Genomic DNA, 16,761 nt, shown 5'->3' with positions numbered 1-16,761 from the left:
ATATAATGGAATTATAAAAAAGGAGGCGCCCCATGCCCAGACATAAGAAACCTTACATCGAATTCCGTGACTACAATCTGCCGGCCCGTTTTCCTGTTCTCCTCTTATCCGGGGAAGAGTGGCGGATCTCTGATATTCCGTCTCCACGGCTTCATATCCACAACTGCCTGGAGATCGGGCTCTGCCGCTCGGACTGCGGCACCATGGTCTTTGAAGATACGAAACGTCCGTTTAAAGCCGGTGATGTGACTGTGATCTCCTGCGATGTCCCCCACACTACCTACAGCGCACCGGGAACAGCAAGCAGATGGTCGTACCTGTTTGTCGATTTAACGGGACTCTTAACCCCCTTATCTTCCGGATCAGATCTTCGCATTTTCAATCTTTTAAACACACTGGAACACCGGATCTGTCTGATTCTGGACGAGCAGGAGTATCCGGGAATCCACGCCTTAACAGCGGAGATTATGAGAGAACTGGAACAGAGGGAGGAATATTATGAAGTTTCCGTGCGCGGTCTCTTCCTGGCCCTGCTGACAGACCTTGTGAGGGCAGTCCTGAAAATCGCAGGTCCCAACGAAAAAAAAGATGACCAGCCGCCTGAAAATGCGCTGGTCATTGCTCCTGCACTGGAGTATATCCGCTGTCACTATATGGAAGATTTTTCTATGGAATACCTGGCCGGACTCTGCAGCTTAAGCCCGGCTCATTTCAGAAGACTTTTCTCCGCTGTCATGGAGACAAGTCCGCTTAAGTATCTGAATGTCACCCGGATCCGGCAGGCCGCCGCCCTGCTTCGCACGACGGAAGCCTCTGTGCTGTCCATATCGGAGGAGGTAGGCTACCGCTCCGTATCCAGCTTCAACCGACAGTTCCGTGATACCATGGGGCAGACACCACATGAGTGGCGCCGCCGCATGTCGATCCTGAAAGATCAGTCCGTCATGAAATACCGGGGTTTTCTGGTTCCCGAAACTTTGACGCCGGATGAACCGGAATCCGGATTTAGAGGGACTCATCCTCCCTGCTGAAGATATCCATAAATTCCTCTCCGGTAATCGTCTCCTTCTCCAGTAAATACTCTGCAATCTTATGCAGCTTTCCCTCGTTCTCTTTCAAGATCTGAAGGGCTTTCTGATGCTGCTCTCTGACAATCTTAATCACTTCCTCGTCGATCAGCTTCGCCGTATCCGGAGCACAGGCCAGAGACGTGTCGCCGCCTAAATACTGGTTTGTCACCGTCTCTAAGGCCACCATGTCGAACGTCTCGCTCATGCCGTAGCGCGTCACCATGGCTCTTGCGATTCTGGTTGCCTGCTCGATATCGTTGGAAGCCCCGCTGGTCACGGAATGGAAGATCAGCTCTTCCGCCGCACGGCCGCCGGTAAAGGTGGCGATCTTATTGAGCGCCTCGTCCTTTGTGAGCAGATACCGCTGTTCCTCATCTACCTGCATGGTATACCCCAGCGCGCCGGAGGTTCTCGGAATGATCGTGATCTTATGCACCGGAGCGGAGTGGCTCTGGCACGCAGCAACCAGCGCGTGTCCCACCTCATGGTAGGCGATGATCTTCCGCTCGTTGACGCTGACACCGGAATCCTTCTTCTGGTATCCGGCGATAACCACTTCCACACTCTCCTCCAAATCTTCCTGGGATACGAGTTTTCTGCCCATACGGACCGCGCGGAGCGCAGCCTCGTTGACGATGTTGGCGAGTTCCGCGCCGCTGGCGCCCGCTGTAGCCAGCGCCACGTCATGGAAATTCACATCGTCGGACAGCTTCACATTCTTTCCATGTACCTTCAGGATCGCCTCGCGGCCGCCGAGGTCAGGCAGTTCCACCGGAATGCGCCGGTCAAAACGGCCCGGACGCAGCAGCGCCTTATCGAGCGAGTCAGGGCGGTTGGTCGCCGCCAGAATTACGACGCCCTTCTTTCCATCGAAGCCGTCCATCTCGGCCAGAAGCTGGTTTAACGTCTGCTCCCGCTCATCGTTGCCGCTGAAGCCGCCGCCGTCACGCTTTTTACCGATCGTATCGATCTCATCGATAAATACGATACAGGGCGCCTTCTCATTCGCCTGCTTAAACAGATCCCTTACCTTTGACGCTCCCATACCCACAAACATCTCCACAAACTCTGAACCGGAGATGGAAAAGAACGGTACGTGTGCCTCGCCGGCCACCGCTCTGGCAAGAAGCGTCTTACCGGTACCCGGAGGGCCGACCAGCAGTGCGCCCTTTGGAAGGCTGGCGCCGATATCTGCATATTTCTGCGGATTATGAAGGAAGTCCACGATCTCCTTTAAGGCGTCCTTCGCCTCTTCCTGGCCCGCCACGTCGGCAAAGGTCTTGCCGGTCTCTGACTCCGCGTAAATCTTGGCATTGGACTTTCCAAACGTCATGGCATTACCGCCGCCCATACGCTTCTGCATCTGCTTCGCCATCATATTTCCCAGGAAAACAAAAATCAGAATCGGGAGAATCCAGGTCAGGAAAAAGGACAGCAGCGGATTCATCGGCTCCACAATCGCCTCCTGGAAATTGATTTCCTTATGCGCCATGAGCCGTTCTGTCAGCTTCTCATCGGGCCACGGCCCGGTTTTATACGTCGCGTATATCTCTTTCCCGTTCTTATCCTTCTCTCCCGTGTCCGCGATAAACTGAATCTCTGAATCCGTCTTGGCGACATCGGTCACCTGTCCGGCTTCCACCTTTTCAATAAATGTACTGTACGGCACCTCGATGATGGTTCTGGACTGAATCCACGGCACCATCAGCGCATTGAACAGAATCATGACGATCATGACGATTAAATAGTAATAAATAAATGGTTTCCGCGGACTTTTATTGTCGTCCTCGTTCTTTATACCCATGGTTTTTCTCCTTTATCTGCCGGTTACCTTATTTAAAACCTCTTCCACAAATGCTTCCGCGTCCTGGAAATCTTTTTCATCCGGATGAAGCATTCCCTCCTCGTACGCGGCTATCATTGTCCGGATCTGAGGCGAATCATTGATGGCCTGCATCTGTTTATACCTGTCCAGCACCTGCGGCATCATCTTGCCGCCGCAGAGGAAGCAGCCGAGATAGTCGTTATCCTCCGGCACAAAAACAGACACCCGGTTCTCCACCTGTTTAAAATACTCGCTGCTTCCACCCATTCCGCAGGTTCCGAAAAGGGCTACCTTCTTCCCGTGGAGCCCGGAAAGGAATTCCATGACACGGCTGCCGCAGGTGCCTCTGTCATTCCAGAATCCTACAAAATATGTGTCCGCTTCCCCATCCCGCAGCTCCTCCAGTCTCTGAATATCCTTTGAACGGCCCGGAATCGAGTCGAATATTTTCATCGCTACTTTTTCCGTATTGCCTGTATTACTCGTATAAACAACCAGATAATCCATGTTCCTGCCTCCTTGCCACTTTTACGCCTGGCTTTCTTCTGTATATAAAATATACCTAAAATTCACAGATATCAAGATCAAATCGGAAATGTTTATCTACTTTATGCTTTTTTTAGATTCTCCGGCTCCAGTCTTCAGAAACAGCCTCCGTCATCCCCTCCACTGTAAACCGGGAAGCAGTCACATCCGCTTTTCTTCCGTGTTCTTCCAGCTTTTTCGCCGTAATATCGCCGATACACACCACACGGATTCCGGCCAGAAGCGCTGTCACGTCCTCTCCTGCGTTTTCAAAGAAAGCATCCACTCCCGAACCGCTGGCGAACGTTAAGTAATCTGCCTTCTTAAGGGCCTCTGACAGTTCCTTCTCTCCCTGCTTCCGCTCCGCCACATTGTAAAGGACAACATCATCGTAACGGATACCGGCGCCATCCAGAATCCCGTTAAGCTCCGGAGAACCTTTTAAAGACCGCGGAATCAAGAGGCGTTCCCCGTCCTTTACAACATCCTTAAGCCCCCGGGCAAGAGCGGCCGCACAGAATTCTTCCGGTATATAATCCGTCGTAAATCCATACCGGAGAAGTTCTTTTGCCGTTCCCTTTCCTACGGCTGCAAACTTCACGTGGCCTACGCTGCGGTTATCTCTTCCGCTCTCCAGAAGGCCGAGAAAGAATTCACGCACCGCATTGGCGCTGGTAAAGACAATCCAGCCGTAATCCGCCAGCCTCTCATAGGCTGCCTTCATCGCTTCACCGGACCGGCAGGATTCCAGTTCCAGACTGAGAACACACTCTGTGCTGGCCCCTGCCTCTTCCAGACTTTTTCTCAGTTTGGCAGCCAGTAAACCGGTTCCCGTCACAGCCACTCTGGCGCCTTTTAACGGCTCATGGTACGTGGAAGAAAAATTGAGGGCAGCCACTTCTCCTACAACGATGATCGCGGGCGTGCCGATCCCTTCTTCCGCCACCCGCTGCTCAATGGTGTCAAGAGTTCCCCGCACGACCCGCTGGTCCGGCAGCGTGCCTTTTTCAATGACTGCCGCAGGCGTGCTCCCGGACTTTCCGTTCTCCAGAAGCCCTTTTACAATGAGCGGAAGATGGGTCAGTCCCATGAGAAAAATCAGGGTGCCTGAAAGTCCTGCAAATTCCGCGAAGTCCAGAGGGAGTTTTCCCGCCTCCGTCATGGTGTGGCCGGTCATGACATGAAAGCTTCGGCTGACGGCCCGGTGAGTCACCGGAATTCCCGCTGACGCCAGTGCGGCGATGGCCGATGTCACTCCGGATACCACCTCATAGGGAATCCCTTCCCTGGAAACGGCCATCACCTCTTCTCCGCCGCGTCCAAAGACGAAGGGATCGCCGCCCTTTAACCGGACCACGTTCTTTCCCTCTCTGGCCAGATCCACTAACAGCCGGTTGATCTCCTCCTGCTTCATATAGTGACAGCCCGCCTTTTTTCCCACGTAGATCTTTTGGCTCTCTTCCGGCACCTCATCCAAAAAACGCTCGGAGGCCAGATGGTCGTAAACCACCGCATCACACTCCCGGAGTCTCTTTAACCCCTTTTCTGTCATCAGGCCCGGATCTCCGGGTCCCGCTCCGACCAGAAATACTTTACCCGTTTCCTTCATCTCTATCTCAGTCCTTTCGCCGCGCGTTCTGCCAGAAGATCCAGTTCCCCGATTCCGCCTGTCAGATACACCCGTTTCGTTTCTCTGTCCCGCCTGCTGATTCCAAATACTTCGATTTCTTCTCCCCTGATTCTGGAGTACACTCCAACCGGCTCATGACAGCCCGCATCCAGCAGTTTCAGTATCTTCCGTTCCAGCATGAGACACGTCTTCGCGTCCTCATCCTGGATACGGACCGCCATCTCACAGATTCTGTCCTCAATCCGCCCCTCCACGGCCAGAATACCCTGCCCTCCGGCGGGAATGAACGTTTCACAGTCAAAGTAATGAAAATCATACGTCCCGTTGGTCTCAAAATACTCTTCCAGGCCGTTCTCCGCAGGATTTGCCAGCTTCATTCGTTTTAACCCCGCAGCAGCCAGTATAATGGCATCGTAGAGTCCTTCATCCATCTTTCTGATTCTCGTCTGGATGTTTCCCCGGATATCCTCACACCGCACGGCTGCGCCGGGCCACAGCTTCTTTCCCAGGGTCTCGATCTGGAGCCTTCGCCTTAAGCTGGAGGTGCCGATGACAATCTCCTTTTTCACGCTTAAATCGGTTCCTGCCGGTGTCATCAGCACATCTCTCGGGTCCTCTCTCGGAGGCACGGCCACAATCCCCAGTCCATCCTCTAAATCCATGGGAAGATCCTTGGCACTGTGTACCGCAAAATCAATCTCACCGTTTTGCAGCGCCTGCTCAAACTCCGTCACAAAGACACCCTTTCCGCCAAACTCCAGCAGGGGTTTATTTAAGATGCGGTCACCCTCTGTCACCTTCGTCACGATCCGGGTCTCAAGCCCCGGCTGTACCTGCTTCAGAGCTTCCGCCACCAGTTCTGTCTGCACCATCGCCAGAGCGCTCTTCCTCGTTCCGATACGAATCGTCTTATTCATGATCTTTCTCCAATTCCTCTAACTTTCTGTCAATCAACTGCTCCGCCTGTTCCCTGGTAAACATTCCCCCCTGCCGGATTCCTTCCTCAACCATCTCTTTAAAGATCTCTGTTCTGACAGACAGGACCGGAACCCGCTCCTTCACCAGCTCACGGTATGTTCCCAGCTCTGCGGCTAATTTTCCGAAGCCCTCCGGGATCGCGGCGCGAAACTTCGCCTTTAAAAACTGAGCGATGGTAGGGCTGCTTCCTCCGGTAGAGATTCCCACGGTAATATCCTCATCCTTGATCAGCGCCGGGAAGATAAAACTGCATTCCTCTCTGACATCCACTACATTCACCGGAATCCGCCGTTCTCTGCAGGCCAGGGAGATCCGTCTGTTCAGCTCCTCATCCGCCGTAGCTGCCACCACAAAATCAACACAGTCCAAATCTGCCTCCTGATATTCCCTGCGAAGAAGCGTAACCTTACCGGCCCCGGTCTCTTCGTACGCTTCCATACGCTCTGTCATCTCAGGGGATACGACGACGATCTCCGGTCCATAGTCCAAAAGAACCTCCACCTTCCGGCAGGCAACCACGCCGCCTCCGACAATCAGGCACCGCTGCCCTTCTATATCCATAAAAAACGGGAAATATGCCATTGCTTTTCTCTTCCTTCTGTAATTTTTATACCTGTCTATTTTACCATATAATTCTCAGTTAGGACAGATGTTTGAAATGGAAACCCGGACGAGCCGGCAGGCTTTTCCATAATATAAAAAAAGCGGGAGCTATTGAGGGAAAATTGGACTCACGTTTTGGTTAAGGGATGTGAGGGGGAATTTTATACCAATTTTCGGGGTACATGCCTTTACGAGGTCCGTGAAGATATCTCTGAGGAGGCACAGTATACTCAATCTTTCCTGCTTTTTTATCGCATCAATACAAAACAGGGAGGGCGCGGTGGTCTGATATAGATGGCGCGCCCTCCCTTTCAATTATTATTTCTGATTAAATGTATAGTTTGCAGTCTCAGCCGGGCCCGCATGCTTATGCTGGGACAGCGGCATGACGTGCATATTGCCTCTCTGCTCGTTCTCAGCCCAGTAGATGTCATCTGCCATCTTGGCTTCCGGATTGAATTCAACACCCTCGAAGATGTGCTTCACGAATTCCTTGTATCCCACACGGTCGATTAAATGGCCGCCGTGTAAGTACTCCGGCTTGTAGTCAAGTGCCCATGCAGAGAATTTCTGCCAGTTTGCGAACATGCCAAGAACGACATCCTCGGTTACCCAGTTTAAGAACAGCTTGCCTGCACGAGGATTCTGCTTGCCGGTACGGCCGCCCAGAGTAACCCGGTATAACTGCTTGCCTCTGCTCCATGCGCCGGTCGGGCAGATTAAGGAACATTCCCCACAGCCTACGCAGCAGCATGTATCCTTGTCAATCTTGCCGTTGGCATTTAAGGAGAGAACGCCGGTTGCGTGATGCTCACAGGCATCTACACAGGAACCGCAGCCGATACAGCGGTCAATATCATAAATCTGTTTATGGATACCCATTACGCCGAAATCGTTGAAGTTTGCCTTCACACAGTCGTTTGGACATCCGGCAACTGCAACCTTGATATGGTAGTGGGACGGGAAAATCAGCTTCTCGATCTTTCTTGCCAGCTTGTAGGTATTTACATTACCCTTAATACAGTGTGCGTTTCCGATACAGGACATGATGTTGCGGGCGCCGATGGTCGGGTAGCCTGCGTCATTGGACTCCATATCCACGTTACACATCTCAATATCAACGTCCTTGATATAGTTCTTGATGTATTTGTTTACTTCTTCGATGTTCTCATACTTGATTCCCGGGATGTTTAAGGTCTGTCTTGTTCCCATATGGAAGGTTCCGTTGCCCCATCTCTGGCAGATTTCCTGCACCATGGTTAAATGCTTTGCCTCGATTAAAGCGCCCGGAACACGGAGCTGGAGCATGAACTCTCCCGCAACTTTAGACTGTCTGAAACAGTTAATTCGTACTTTTTTGATATCAATATCGTGATTCATTCCCTATTCGCTCCTTTCCTTAGTCAACCAGATATTTGGCCTGTGTATAGTTGAATACCGGGCCGTCTAAGCAAACGTAAACCTCGTCAATACGGCAGTGTCCGCATTTGCCGACAGCACATGACATCTTACGCTCGAAGGATACCCAGATCTTCTCTTCCGGAACGCCGCATTTTACAGCTTCCAGACCGGTGAACTTCATCATTGGCGGCGGTCCTACGATAACGACCTCATAATCGCCGTCAAACTCGGAAAATGGAACCTTGGAAACGAACTCGGTAACAAAGCCTGTGTTCCAGCCGTCCTTGTGATCCTTATCCAGTGTATAGAATGTGGTGAATTTCTCATTCCACTTTTCTAAGTCATTCTTGAAAATGATGCCCTCTTCATTCTTGAAACCGCTGATTAAGGTTACGCTCTTCACATAATCAGGATTCTCATAGAACATGTTTAACATGCTCTTAACTGGAGCCAGACCGGTTCCTCCGGTGATCACTACCATGTGCTTGCCCTGGAACTTCTCTACCGGCCAGCCTTTTCCGTAAGCGCCGCGAAGGAATAAGGTATCGCCAGGCTGCTTCTCGAAAATCTCATCTGTAACTTTACCAACGGAGCGGATTGTGAAATCCATCCAGCCGTCGCCGAAAGAGCTGACAGAGATTGGAGCCTCTCCTACCTTCGGGATAGAGAGCTGTAAGAACTGTCCGTGCTCCGGTCTTATATCGGTTGCAACTTTAAATGTATACTCATGTAAGCTTTCTCTCTTAACTTCAAGAATCTTGCATGCAACAGGTTTTACTATGTTATTCATCTCTTCGTCCACCTCTCCCTATTTATTCTCTTCCGCTGCGATTTCATCGATTGCGTTAGCCATCTTCTTCACAGTAGCAGCGATGGAAATGTACTCTGGACAGCGGTCAATACATCTTCCGCAGCCTACACACATATGGTAATCTTTGAAACGTTCCTTGTAATCATGGAATTTATGAAGCACTTTGAAACGCATTCTGTCTCCGGCTGTATTGCGGAAGCTCATGCCGCCGGCCATATCGGTAAAGCCCTTTACCTGACAGGAAGCGGTTGTTCTCTTTCTCTCGCCTACGTTTCCGTTCTCATTATAGATAATATCGGTGGTAGTGAAGCAGGTACAGGTGCTGCAGGCTACGGTACAGGCACCGCAGGAAACACAGCGCTTGTTGTATTCATTCCACATCGGATGGGATTTTAACTTGGTTAAAACCTCTTTGTTCGGGATCTCCGGAACTTCAACGGTCATCTGGTTCTTCTCGATGTACTCCGGTTTGAAGCCGGTCTCGTTCTTTCCTTCAAAGTAAGGAGCAAACGCCTCATCCTTCACATCCAGGCTTAACTCGCCGTCTCCGAAACGAACTGCCATGGAATAGTCCTCAGACTTGTTGGTTCCCATGCTTACGCAGAAGCAGGTATCCCAGCCTGTTGTACATTCCATCATGACGATTTTAACCTTCTCGTTCATGCGCTTATAGTACATGTCCTCGAAGCCGCCGTTTGTTAAGTAGATCTTCTCCTGATGATGCTGTGCATGGATATCGCACGGTCTCATGAAGATTAAGAGCTTCTTGCTGGTAGCCTTGCTCTCGATGAACTCATCCTCTGTGAAATAGAACAGGGATTCTGTAATCGGGCTTAACACCTCTTTTGCAGGGAAATCTGACTTATCCATGTATTCGATCTCTTCTACCGTGTTGATCCTGTCGTACTTGATCATATCGGTATCAGAATATCTTCCTCTTCCTACAAATCTTTTCGGTGCCCAGATCTCATACTCATCCTGGAGCGCTGCAAAGATCTTGTTCGCTTCTTCAAAGCTTACTTTGTAACCCATTGAATGTATCCTCCTTTTTTTGACTCCTTCAGTCTCATTGGTGTATGATAAAGAAATTCTCAGAAGTTCACTGTGACTCCTGTATCGTATTTCTTTTCATCGATCGTAACGGTAAGCTTATAGGTTCCTTCGATTCCCTCACCGCTGACAGGGAATTCCACCGCTCTCTCATCGTGTTCTAAGAATGTGCCTACGCACATGGCCAGGAACGGACGTTTCGTGGTAGGAACAAAGTAGTGGCGTGTCGGGCTTCCGTTTTCGCCTTCTAAATTCAACATGACCAGGGTGCCCTTCTCGAAGCTTGCCTTGAATACAAGACGGTCCGCCTCTTTGGCAATCTTTGTCTTATAGGAATCCGGAACCATACCGCCGTCCTCTGCGGGCGCTTCCGTTAAGAACTCCTCTGTCACTCCGATACTGCCCAGAATTTCGCCGCGGCCGAAGGTGATCTCATCGCCTTCGTCGTACAAATGGAGCTTCTCCGCACGGTAATAGTTTGCCGGGAGATGCATCTCGTACAGGACAACGTCGTCCTTAATCTCTACGGTAATGGAACTGAGTTCGGCCGATCCATCGTCGATGGCTGCCGTCATACCTGCACCCGGCATATTCATCCATTCGCCGTTTAACTTGCCGATACCGCCGGAATGAACGAGATAGTGGCCTCTCTCATAGTATTCGCAGTTGCATATGTAACAGGAGAAGAATTCGGCACCTCTCTCCTTGCCGTACTGCCATACCTGTTCGATGGTCATGTTGTCTGTATCAATATGGTAAATGACACCGCGGGAGAAATTATCTTTTGCTTCCAGATAATGTTCCTTCTCCTTGGAGCGCCAGTGGCCATTGTCAAAGCACATGATATCGCCGTTTGGAAGTACCATGCAGGCATGCTGCTCATACTGCCAGTCGAATTCGTCCCCGATTGGCTTAAAGAAGTATTTCTGCATATCCTCCGGCCATCCCGTCGGATCTCCGATGATCCAGTTCAGCCTGCCAGTCTCAAAATCCCGGTTGATGATGGCATCCTGATGGCGTCCGGAAAATGTCAGGGAATTCGTCTTTTTATCGTACCATACCGCATTATTATGGAACCAGTCGTGGGCATCCTGACTTCCGGAACCGCCGGCCGGGTACACAGGAAGCACATCCTGATGATCCCACTCTTTTAAGATCTCACCGGTATTTCTGTCCACCATGACACACACATCCTCTACGGTACCACGGGCCAGATGCTGGGTCAATATTAAAATATCTCCATTTTCCATCTCCCACTCATCGTGGTGATAGCCGCCCGGTATGCGGAATTCTTTATAGATCTTTCCGATCATTCCCATCTCATAGATACCGGTGGTGTGATACGGCGGAGCCACCAGACGGTCAGTTCCCACGAACAGACGGCCGTTGCGGACACGCTTTAAATCGAATGCCAGGTTCAGCGTGTTGTACCAGCGCGCATCCCCCGCATAGTCGTAAGCCGCCGTGTAAGCCGGCGAGGTCGGGCTTACCATCATGACATTGTCTTCCATATACTCCGGTGTTGTCCGGGTGGAAGTCGGCTTCTTTAACTGGTCGGAAGCCTTCTCTGTCACAATCTTAACCGTCGCTGTCTCCCCCGTGCTCAGTTCGATGACTACGGTATTCTCATAGTCCTCGTACAGGCCGTAAATCGGAAGAACCATCTTTCTTGCGTCCGATTTCGGACGGTACATATAATCTCCCGCCGCTTCTTTTCCCTTCACCGTGACCTTAGCGAAGGCCGGTTTTTCATTTTCAAACATGACGAGCGCGGTAAGAGGCGCAATCAGATATGGGTTGAGCACGACAAAAGGATTCGCGATGGTATGGCTCTCCTTCTTATACTCCTCCAGAAATCTCGATTCCGCCTCATACTGCTGGTCAATGATATGTTTTACTTCTTTGTATAAAACTCCCATAAACCCTCCTGAAAGCCTGCGAAGGGGGGACGTCTCCAACATCGCGGCCCCCTTCTGCAGTCATAATATGTTCTCCTGTATCTGTTACAGAGTCCGATCCTCTTAGCAGCTGATCGTAACGCCTGTCTCGTACTTCTTGTCATCGATGATCACACGAACATCGTAGGTACCCTTTAAGCCGGCCTTATTAATGTTGGTTCTCGTGTTTCTGTCATCGGAATCAAGGAATGTACCGCAGCACATCGCCAGGAACGGAACCGCCGTCGTGGAGATGAAGTAACGGTGAACCTCTTCGCCCTGCTCTAACAGAAGCATAACCAGCTGGCCCTTTTCGAAACGGGAGAAGAATGTGAAACGGTCAATCTCGTCCTCGATTCTCGCGTTGCAGCTCTCCGGAAGCATCTCGCCTGACGGATCTAACGGGATCTCGGTATCAAATTCCTTCGTAACACCCATCTCGCCTAAAATCTGGCCTTTGCCCAGCTCTAAGTTGATGCCGTCGCTGTATAATTTCAGCTTCTCGCCGCGGTAGTAGTTGCCCGGTACGTGTAAATCAAGCATCTTCTTGTTGTCGCAGATCTCAACGGTGATACTCTCCAAACGGCCGCCCTGATCCTTTGCAAACGCGCCCAGCGCCTCGGAAGGATTTCCCTCTGAATCGTATGCGATACCGCCGGAATGAACCATATAGTGTCCTTCGTTGTAGTACTCTACGTTACAGATGTATGGAGAGAAGAACTCAGCTCCTCTGTCCTTGCCGTACTGCCATACCTGCTCGATGGTCATATCGTCGGTATTGATTTTATAACGTACGCCTCTGGAGTAGTTGTCTTTTGCAGCCAGATAGTTCTCTTTATTCTTGGAACCATAGTGATGGTTGTCGAAGCACATAACATCTCCGTCAGGAGTGATCACGCAGGCATGCTGCTCATACTGCCATCCGAAGTTATTGCCGACTGGTTTGAAGAAATACTTCTGCATCTCTTCCGGCCAGCCTTCCGGATCACCGATGATCCAGTTCAGATCTCCGGTCTCATAATCGATGTTTACGATGGAATCAATGTGACGTCCGGAGAAGGTTAAGGAGTTGGTGTTCTTATCGTACCATACGGCATTGTTGTGGAACCAGTCATGGTCAGACCAGCTTCCGGATCTGCTTACCGTCTTCGGATCAAGGAACTTCTTGTAGTCCCAGGTCTTTAAGATCTCGCCTGTGTTGCGGTCGATCAGAACGCACATGTCTTCTACAGTCTCGCTGGTTAAATCGTCTGTCAGGCTTAAGAGATTGCCGTCTTCCATCTCGAACTCATCGTGATGGTAACCGCCCGGGAGACGGAATTCTTTGTAGATCTTGCCGCATGGGCTGATCTCGTATAAACCGGACATGTAATATGGCATCTGGATAACTCTGTGAGAACCCATGATTAAGTTGCCGTTTTTCAGTCTCTTCACGTCGAATACACACGGAACCGTCATATGCCATCTCGCATCACCCGCATAGTCAAATCCGACTGCCAGATCCTCGCCTGCCGGAGATACCAGGATGATGTTGTCCTGTAAATACTCAGGAGTGGTATCCATGGAATAGATGACTTCCTTGCCGTCAAATACGTCCGGCACATCGATGGTGATAATATTGGATTCACCGCGGTAAGCCCGGATCTCAACTCTGTTCTGATAATCGGAATACAGTCCCACGATTGGAAGCACATGCTTCTTTGCCTTCGGGAATGTGTGACTGATATTTCCCTGAGGTGTCTTGCCAAGGACTGTTACGGTAACTGCTGTCTCTTTTTCCGTATTGAAGCATACAACTGCGGATAACGGATTCACCAGATAAGCGTTATACGTTACCAGCGGATTGGCAATGGTATAATTACCTGCCTCAAACTTTGTCAGCATCGCCTGCTCTGCTTCGTACTGTCTGTTAATAATATGATCTTCAAATGAATATTTTACTGACATAATGATACCTCCCCGTATCTGTTCTTTTTCGTCTAGGTTCTGATTAAGATCTTATCTGTGCTCTTCCACCAGCTTGATAATAACCGGCTTCTGCTGTAAACCCTGAAGACGTCCTACTTCCTCGCCTTCTTTTAAAAGAACCAGAGTTGGGTATCCCGTTACGCCGTATTCTGCAGTTAAGTCTTTGTTCTGGTCGAAATCAACCTTTAAAATGGTCAGGTCATCGCCAAATTCCTTCTCCACATCTTTCAATACAAATCCCAACATCTTACATGGTCCACAGGTGGTAGAAAAAAAGTCTGCCAGTACCAGGCCCTTTCCGGCCAGTTCTTTGAATTCTTCGCTGTTTACTTCTTTTAACATAATCTTACATCCTTTCTATCTTTTTGTATTAATTCCACACTGTTTTCCCATTCTAAGCATACTGTCTTCATTTTATTGCAATTTTACAATAAAGTAAAATTCTAATTTTTTATCTAACAATAAAATTACGTTATGGTTAGTCATGAGAAAACAGGTGGTTAGGAATCGCTGTCTCTGCACGCATACTTCGTGCTTCTTAATCCTCTAAATTCTGTACGTAATGGGAAGCCTCCTGGGCTGCGATTGCACCATCCGCGCAGGCTGTGATTACCTGACGTAAATTCTTCGTCACACAGTCGCCTGCTCCGTAGACGCCTTCCACCTTCGTGTGCATCTTCTCGTCAACTTCCACGTATCCAAACTGGTTTAACACGCCTAAATCCTTTAAGAATTCCGTGGTCGGTGTGAGTCCGATATATTCAAACACGCCGTCACAGGAAACCGTATTCTCTTCTCCGGTCTTCGTGGATTTGAAGTGAACGCCGGTAAGCTTTGTATCTCCGGTAAAATCCAGGATATCCTGATATGGATAAACGGTTACGTGATCCATGGCGCGAAGCTTGTCGCAGGCCATGGGATCTGCCGTTAAATCAAACATGGTTACGATGGTCAGTGATTTAACGATACCGGCCAGGAATATGGATTCCTCGACCGCAGAGTTTCCTCCGCCGATTACCACCACGTCTTTATCGCGGTACTGGGCTCCGTCACAGATGGCACACCAGCTGATTCCGTTGCCGCGGAACTTATCTTCGCCCGGGATATCGAGACATCTTGGTCTCGTTCCGGTCGCAAGGATAATGGCCTTTGCCGTAAATTCCTTGTCGTCTTCCTCGCAGAGGACCTTCTTTACTTTTCCCTCATCCAAGATCTCTTTTACCGTGCCGTAATCGAACGCGATATTCTCAAACTGCTGGGTATGTTCAAACATCTGATAGGCCAGCTCCGCTCCGTTGATCGTTCCGACTCCCGGATAATTCTGAATTTCATTTGTATTGATAATCTGTCCGCCCGGGGCCAGCTTGTCGAGAAGCAGAACATTCATGTCCGCTCTCGCCGCGTAGATTGCCGCCGTCATACCGGCAGGACCCGCACCAACAATAATTACATCATACTGTGCCATGATACATAACTCCTTTCTAAACTTACATTAACAGATTTGCTAACGGGACGCCGACTACAAGGACGATAATCAGCTCCAGGATAACGAATGGAATCGTATACTGGTAAACGTACTTGGTCGGAACCCATTCCTTGTTGCTGTGCAGAATCGCCGCGAACGGGGATGCTGCCGGTGTAATAGCCGCCGATAACAGAACAAAGATGATTAACAGCGTTACGATCGGTGCCGGGTTGGCTCCGGTCTGGATACAATATGTAACGATAACCGGCTGCAGAATCATACCGATTACCAGGCTGTTGCAGAGATTGGTTAAGAGAACCGCCATCGCCATCAAAAGAACGGTGAAGACCATCGGTGACATTCCCTGGAAAATCGGGGAAAGAACAACGCTTAAGAAAGCGGAAACACCGGTATTCTCACTCGTCAGCACGCTTCCCAAAAGGATCGCGGCAACGATGATAAAGTATGCGCCCCAGTTAAAGTTGGTGGCCATAACCTGCGGAATCTCCAAAACGCTCTTTCCGTTGAGACGGATCGCTGCCAGAGCGGCTACCATGAAAAGGGCCAGACCCAGGCTGTTGGAGGAGAGGAACGCCATTCCCGGCAGTGACGGGAAAAGGCTCGGAAGAAGCATGCCCAGAATCAGAATCACAAAGCTGGCGCCAATGATCTTCTGTCTCGGTTCCATAGGCGGAAGCGGATTCTTATTGAGCATCTCCACATCGTAATTCTTTAATTTCGTTACATCCGGGCGAATGACAAACTTCGCAAACAGGATATTGGCCACGATCATAATGAGACCGAGTATAATGGCAACGCCCATGTAAGCCGCATTATTGACTACAATCGGGCCTCCGGGAAGATTTGCCGTAATATTGGTAAAGTTTGTAAGCAGCGCCAGACCATTCTGGGCGAACGGCGCCATCGGGAAGCCGATCAGGGACGCGACAACCACCAGGGTCAGCATGACGCGGGGAAGTGCATCTCCCTTCTTATAACCAACCTCCTCAAACACATCATAGAGAACCGGCCAGAATAAGAAGATCGCAGTAAACGGGCTGATAAAACCGCCCAGAAAATAACAGCCGATACAGATTACGAACATCAGAAGCCATGGCTTTCCATTCGTGAATTTTCTTGTTAAAAAGAAACGGCCTATGTAAAGCGTAATCTTATAATAAACAAGACCGCCAGCCATAATCAGCAGGAAAAATACCTGAGCCACAACCGGTGCTCCGAATGCTTCCTTGAGCAGACCTGCCATCGGCATATAATTCGATAAACCGACCATAGCGATGGACATTAAACTCCCCCAAAGCGGATCTACAAAAGTCCAAAGATAAAGTGTTCCGATAAAGATTCCCAATACTTCCATACCAATAGAAGTAACCTCCGGGAGATTCAGCGGGAGGAAACGGAAAAATACCATAATTCCTACACCGATCAGAGAATGAATTAAAAACATTTTTTCTCTCTTACGCTCATTTTGATTCGCCAT

Annotated in this window: 14 protein-coding genes; 1 reads left to right on the top strand and 13 read right to left on the bottom strand. The window is 49.9% G+C overall.

The window, feature by feature from the left end; all coding sequences use genetic code 11:
- The first annotated feature begins 32 nt into the window (after window positions 1–32).
- Window positions 33–1,031: an AraC family transcriptional regulator gene (locus NE473_RS24535; RefSeq protein WP_055649546.1), complete on the top strand. Its 999-nt coding sequence runs from the start codon at window positions 33–35 to the stop codon at window positions 1,029–1,031.
- Here NE473_RS24535 and ftsH read toward each other — a convergent pair.
- The 13 genes from ftsH to NE473_RS24470 form a co-directional block, all read right to left on the bottom strand.
- Window positions 1,006–2,874, bottom strand: a complete 1,869-nt coding sequence (gene ftsH / locus NE473_RS24530; RefSeq protein ID WP_055649547.1) for an ATP-dependent zinc metalloprotease FtsH — start codon at window positions 2,872–2,874, stop codon at window positions 1,006–1,008. The genes NE473_RS24535 and ftsH overlap by 26 nt on opposite strands.
- A gap of 12 nt (window positions 2,875–2,886) precedes the next feature.
- Window positions 2,887–3,402, bottom strand: coding sequence for a flavodoxin family protein BilS (gene bilS, locus NE473_RS24525; protein WP_022030714.1), 516 nt, complete (start codon window positions 3,400–3,402; stop codon window positions 2,887–2,889).
- Between the two features lie 112 nt (window positions 3,403–3,514).
- Window positions 3,515–5,029: a uroporphyrinogen-III C-methyltransferase gene (cobA, locus tag NE473_RS24520; protein ID WP_006773797.1), complete on the bottom strand. Its 1,515-nt coding sequence runs from the start codon at window positions 5,027–5,029 to the stop codon at window positions 3,515–3,517.
- A gap of 2 nt (window positions 5,030–5,031) precedes the next feature.
- Complete coding sequence (hemC, locus tag NE473_RS24515) at window positions 5,032–5,967, bottom strand: hydroxymethylbilane synthase (RefSeq protein WP_055649548.1); 936 nt, start codon at window positions 5,965–5,967, stop codon at window positions 5,032–5,034.
- Entirely contained in the window at window positions 5,960–6,610 is a 651-nt protein-coding gene (locus NE473_RS24510) for a precorrin-2 dehydrogenase/sirohydrochlorin ferrochelatase family protein (protein ID WP_006773794.1), read from the bottom strand. Before NE473_RS24510 ends, hemC begins: the two co-directional genes overlap by 8 nt.
- Window positions 6,611–6,949: 339 nt before the next feature.
- Window positions 6,950–8,011, bottom strand: a complete 1,062-nt coding sequence (asrC, locus tag NE473_RS24505; protein ID WP_006773792.1) for a sulfite reductase subunit C — start codon at window positions 8,009–8,011, stop codon at window positions 6,950–6,952.
- 19 nt (window positions 8,012–8,030) lie between these two features.
- On the bottom strand, window positions 8,031–8,822 hold the full coding sequence (asrB, locus tag NE473_RS24500; RefSeq protein WP_022030719.1) for an anaerobic sulfite reductase subunit AsrB: 792 nt from the start codon (window positions 8,820–8,822) through the stop codon (window positions 8,031–8,033).
- An 18-nt stretch (window positions 8,823–8,840) separates the two neighbouring features.
- The gene (asrA, locus tag NE473_RS24495) at window positions 8,841–9,875 is read right to left on the bottom strand and encodes an anaerobic sulfite reductase subunit AsrA (protein ID WP_006775194.1); all 1,035 of its coding nucleotides are present in this window, start codon (window positions 9,873–9,875) and stop codon (window positions 8,841–8,843) included.
- A gap of 59 nt (window positions 9,876–9,934) precedes the next feature.
- Window positions 9,935–11,812: an aryl-sulfate sulfotransferase gene (locus tag NE473_RS24490; protein WP_055649549.1), complete on the bottom strand. Its 1,878-nt coding sequence runs from the start codon at window positions 11,810–11,812 to the stop codon at window positions 9,935–9,937.
- Window positions 11,813–11,914: 102 nt separating this feature from the next.
- Window positions 11,915–13,777: an aryl-sulfate sulfotransferase gene (locus NE473_RS24485; protein ID WP_055649550.1), complete on the bottom strand. Its 1,863-nt coding sequence runs from the start codon at window positions 13,775–13,777 to the stop codon at window positions 11,915–11,917.
- A gap of 51 nt (window positions 13,778–13,828) precedes the next feature.
- Window positions 13,829–14,140 carry a thioredoxin family protein gene (locus NE473_RS24480; RefSeq protein ID WP_006775199.1) on the bottom strand — a complete coding sequence of 104 codons (312 nt, stop codon included), beginning with the start codon at window positions 14,138–14,140 and terminating at the stop codon, window positions 13,829–13,831.
- A gap of 196 nt (window positions 14,141–14,336) precedes the next feature.
- Window positions 14,337–15,266, bottom strand: coding sequence for an NAD(P)/FAD-dependent oxidoreductase (locus tag NE473_RS24475; protein ID WP_256155271.1), 930 nt, complete (start codon window positions 15,264–15,266; stop codon window positions 14,337–14,339).
- 19 nt (window positions 15,267–15,285) lie between these two features.
- The gene (locus NE473_RS24470) at window positions 15,286–16,761 is read right to left on the bottom strand and encodes an SLC13 family permease (RefSeq protein ID WP_022030722.1); all 1,476 of its coding nucleotides are present in this window, start codon (window positions 16,759–16,761) and stop codon (window positions 15,286–15,288) included.

Source organism: Hungatella sp. SL.1.14, assembly GCF_024460495.1.
In the GTDB taxonomy this organism is placed as follows: Bacteria; Bacillota; Clostridia; order Lachnospirales; family Lachnospiraceae; genus Hungatella; species Hungatella hathewayi.
This window is presented reverse-complemented; position numbering and strand designations above follow the sequence as displayed.

Bases quoted from the DNA above. Each gene is read 5' to 3' on its own strand.
- asrC (WP_006773792.1), bottom strand. From the start codon at position 8,011: ATGAATCACGATATTGATATCAAAAAAGTACGAATTAACTGTTTCAGA.
- asrB (WP_022030719.1), bottom strand. From the start codon at position 8,822: ATGAATAACATAGTAAAACCTGTTGCATGCAAGATTCTTGAAGTTAAG.
- NE473_RS24535 (WP_055649546.1), top strand. From the start codon at position 33: ATGCCCAGACATAAGAAACCTTACATCGAATTCCGTGACTACAATCTG.
- NE473_RS24490 (WP_055649549.1), bottom strand. From the start codon at position 11,812: ATGGGAGTTTTATACAAAGAAGTAAAACATATCATTGACCAGCAGTAT.
- asrA (WP_006775194.1), bottom strand. From the start codon at position 9,875: ATGGGTTACAAAGTAAGCTTTGAAGAAGCGAACAAGATCTTTGCAGCG.
- NE473_RS24485 (WP_055649550.1), bottom strand. From the start codon at position 13,777: ATGTCAGTAAAATATTCATTTGAAGATCATATTATTAACAGACAGTAC.
- NE473_RS24470 (WP_022030722.1), bottom strand. From the start codon at position 16,761: ATGGCGAATCAAAATGAGCGTAAGAGAGAAAAAATGTTTTTAATTCAT.
- hemC (WP_055649548.1), bottom strand. From the start codon at position 5,967: ATGAATAAGACGATTCGTATCGGAACGAGGAAGAGCGCTCTGGCGATG.
- NE473_RS24510 (WP_006773794.1), bottom strand. From the start codon at position 6,610: ATGGCATATTTCCCGTTTTTTATGGATATAGAAGGGCAGCGGTGCCTG.
- bilS (WP_022030714.1), bottom strand. From the start codon at position 3,402: ATGGATTATCTGGTTGTTTATACGAGTAATACAGGCAATACGGAAAAA.
- ftsH (WP_055649547.1), bottom strand. From the start codon at position 2,874: ATGGGTATAAAGAACGAGGACGACAATAAAAGTCCGCGGAAACCATTT.
- cobA (WP_006773797.1), bottom strand. From the start codon at position 5,029: ATGAAGGAAACGGGTAAAGTATTTCTGGTCGGAGCGGGACCCGGAGAT.
- NE473_RS24480 (WP_006775199.1), bottom strand. From the start codon at position 14,140: ATGTTAAAAGAAGTAAACAGCGAAGAATTCAAAGAACTGGCCGGAAAG.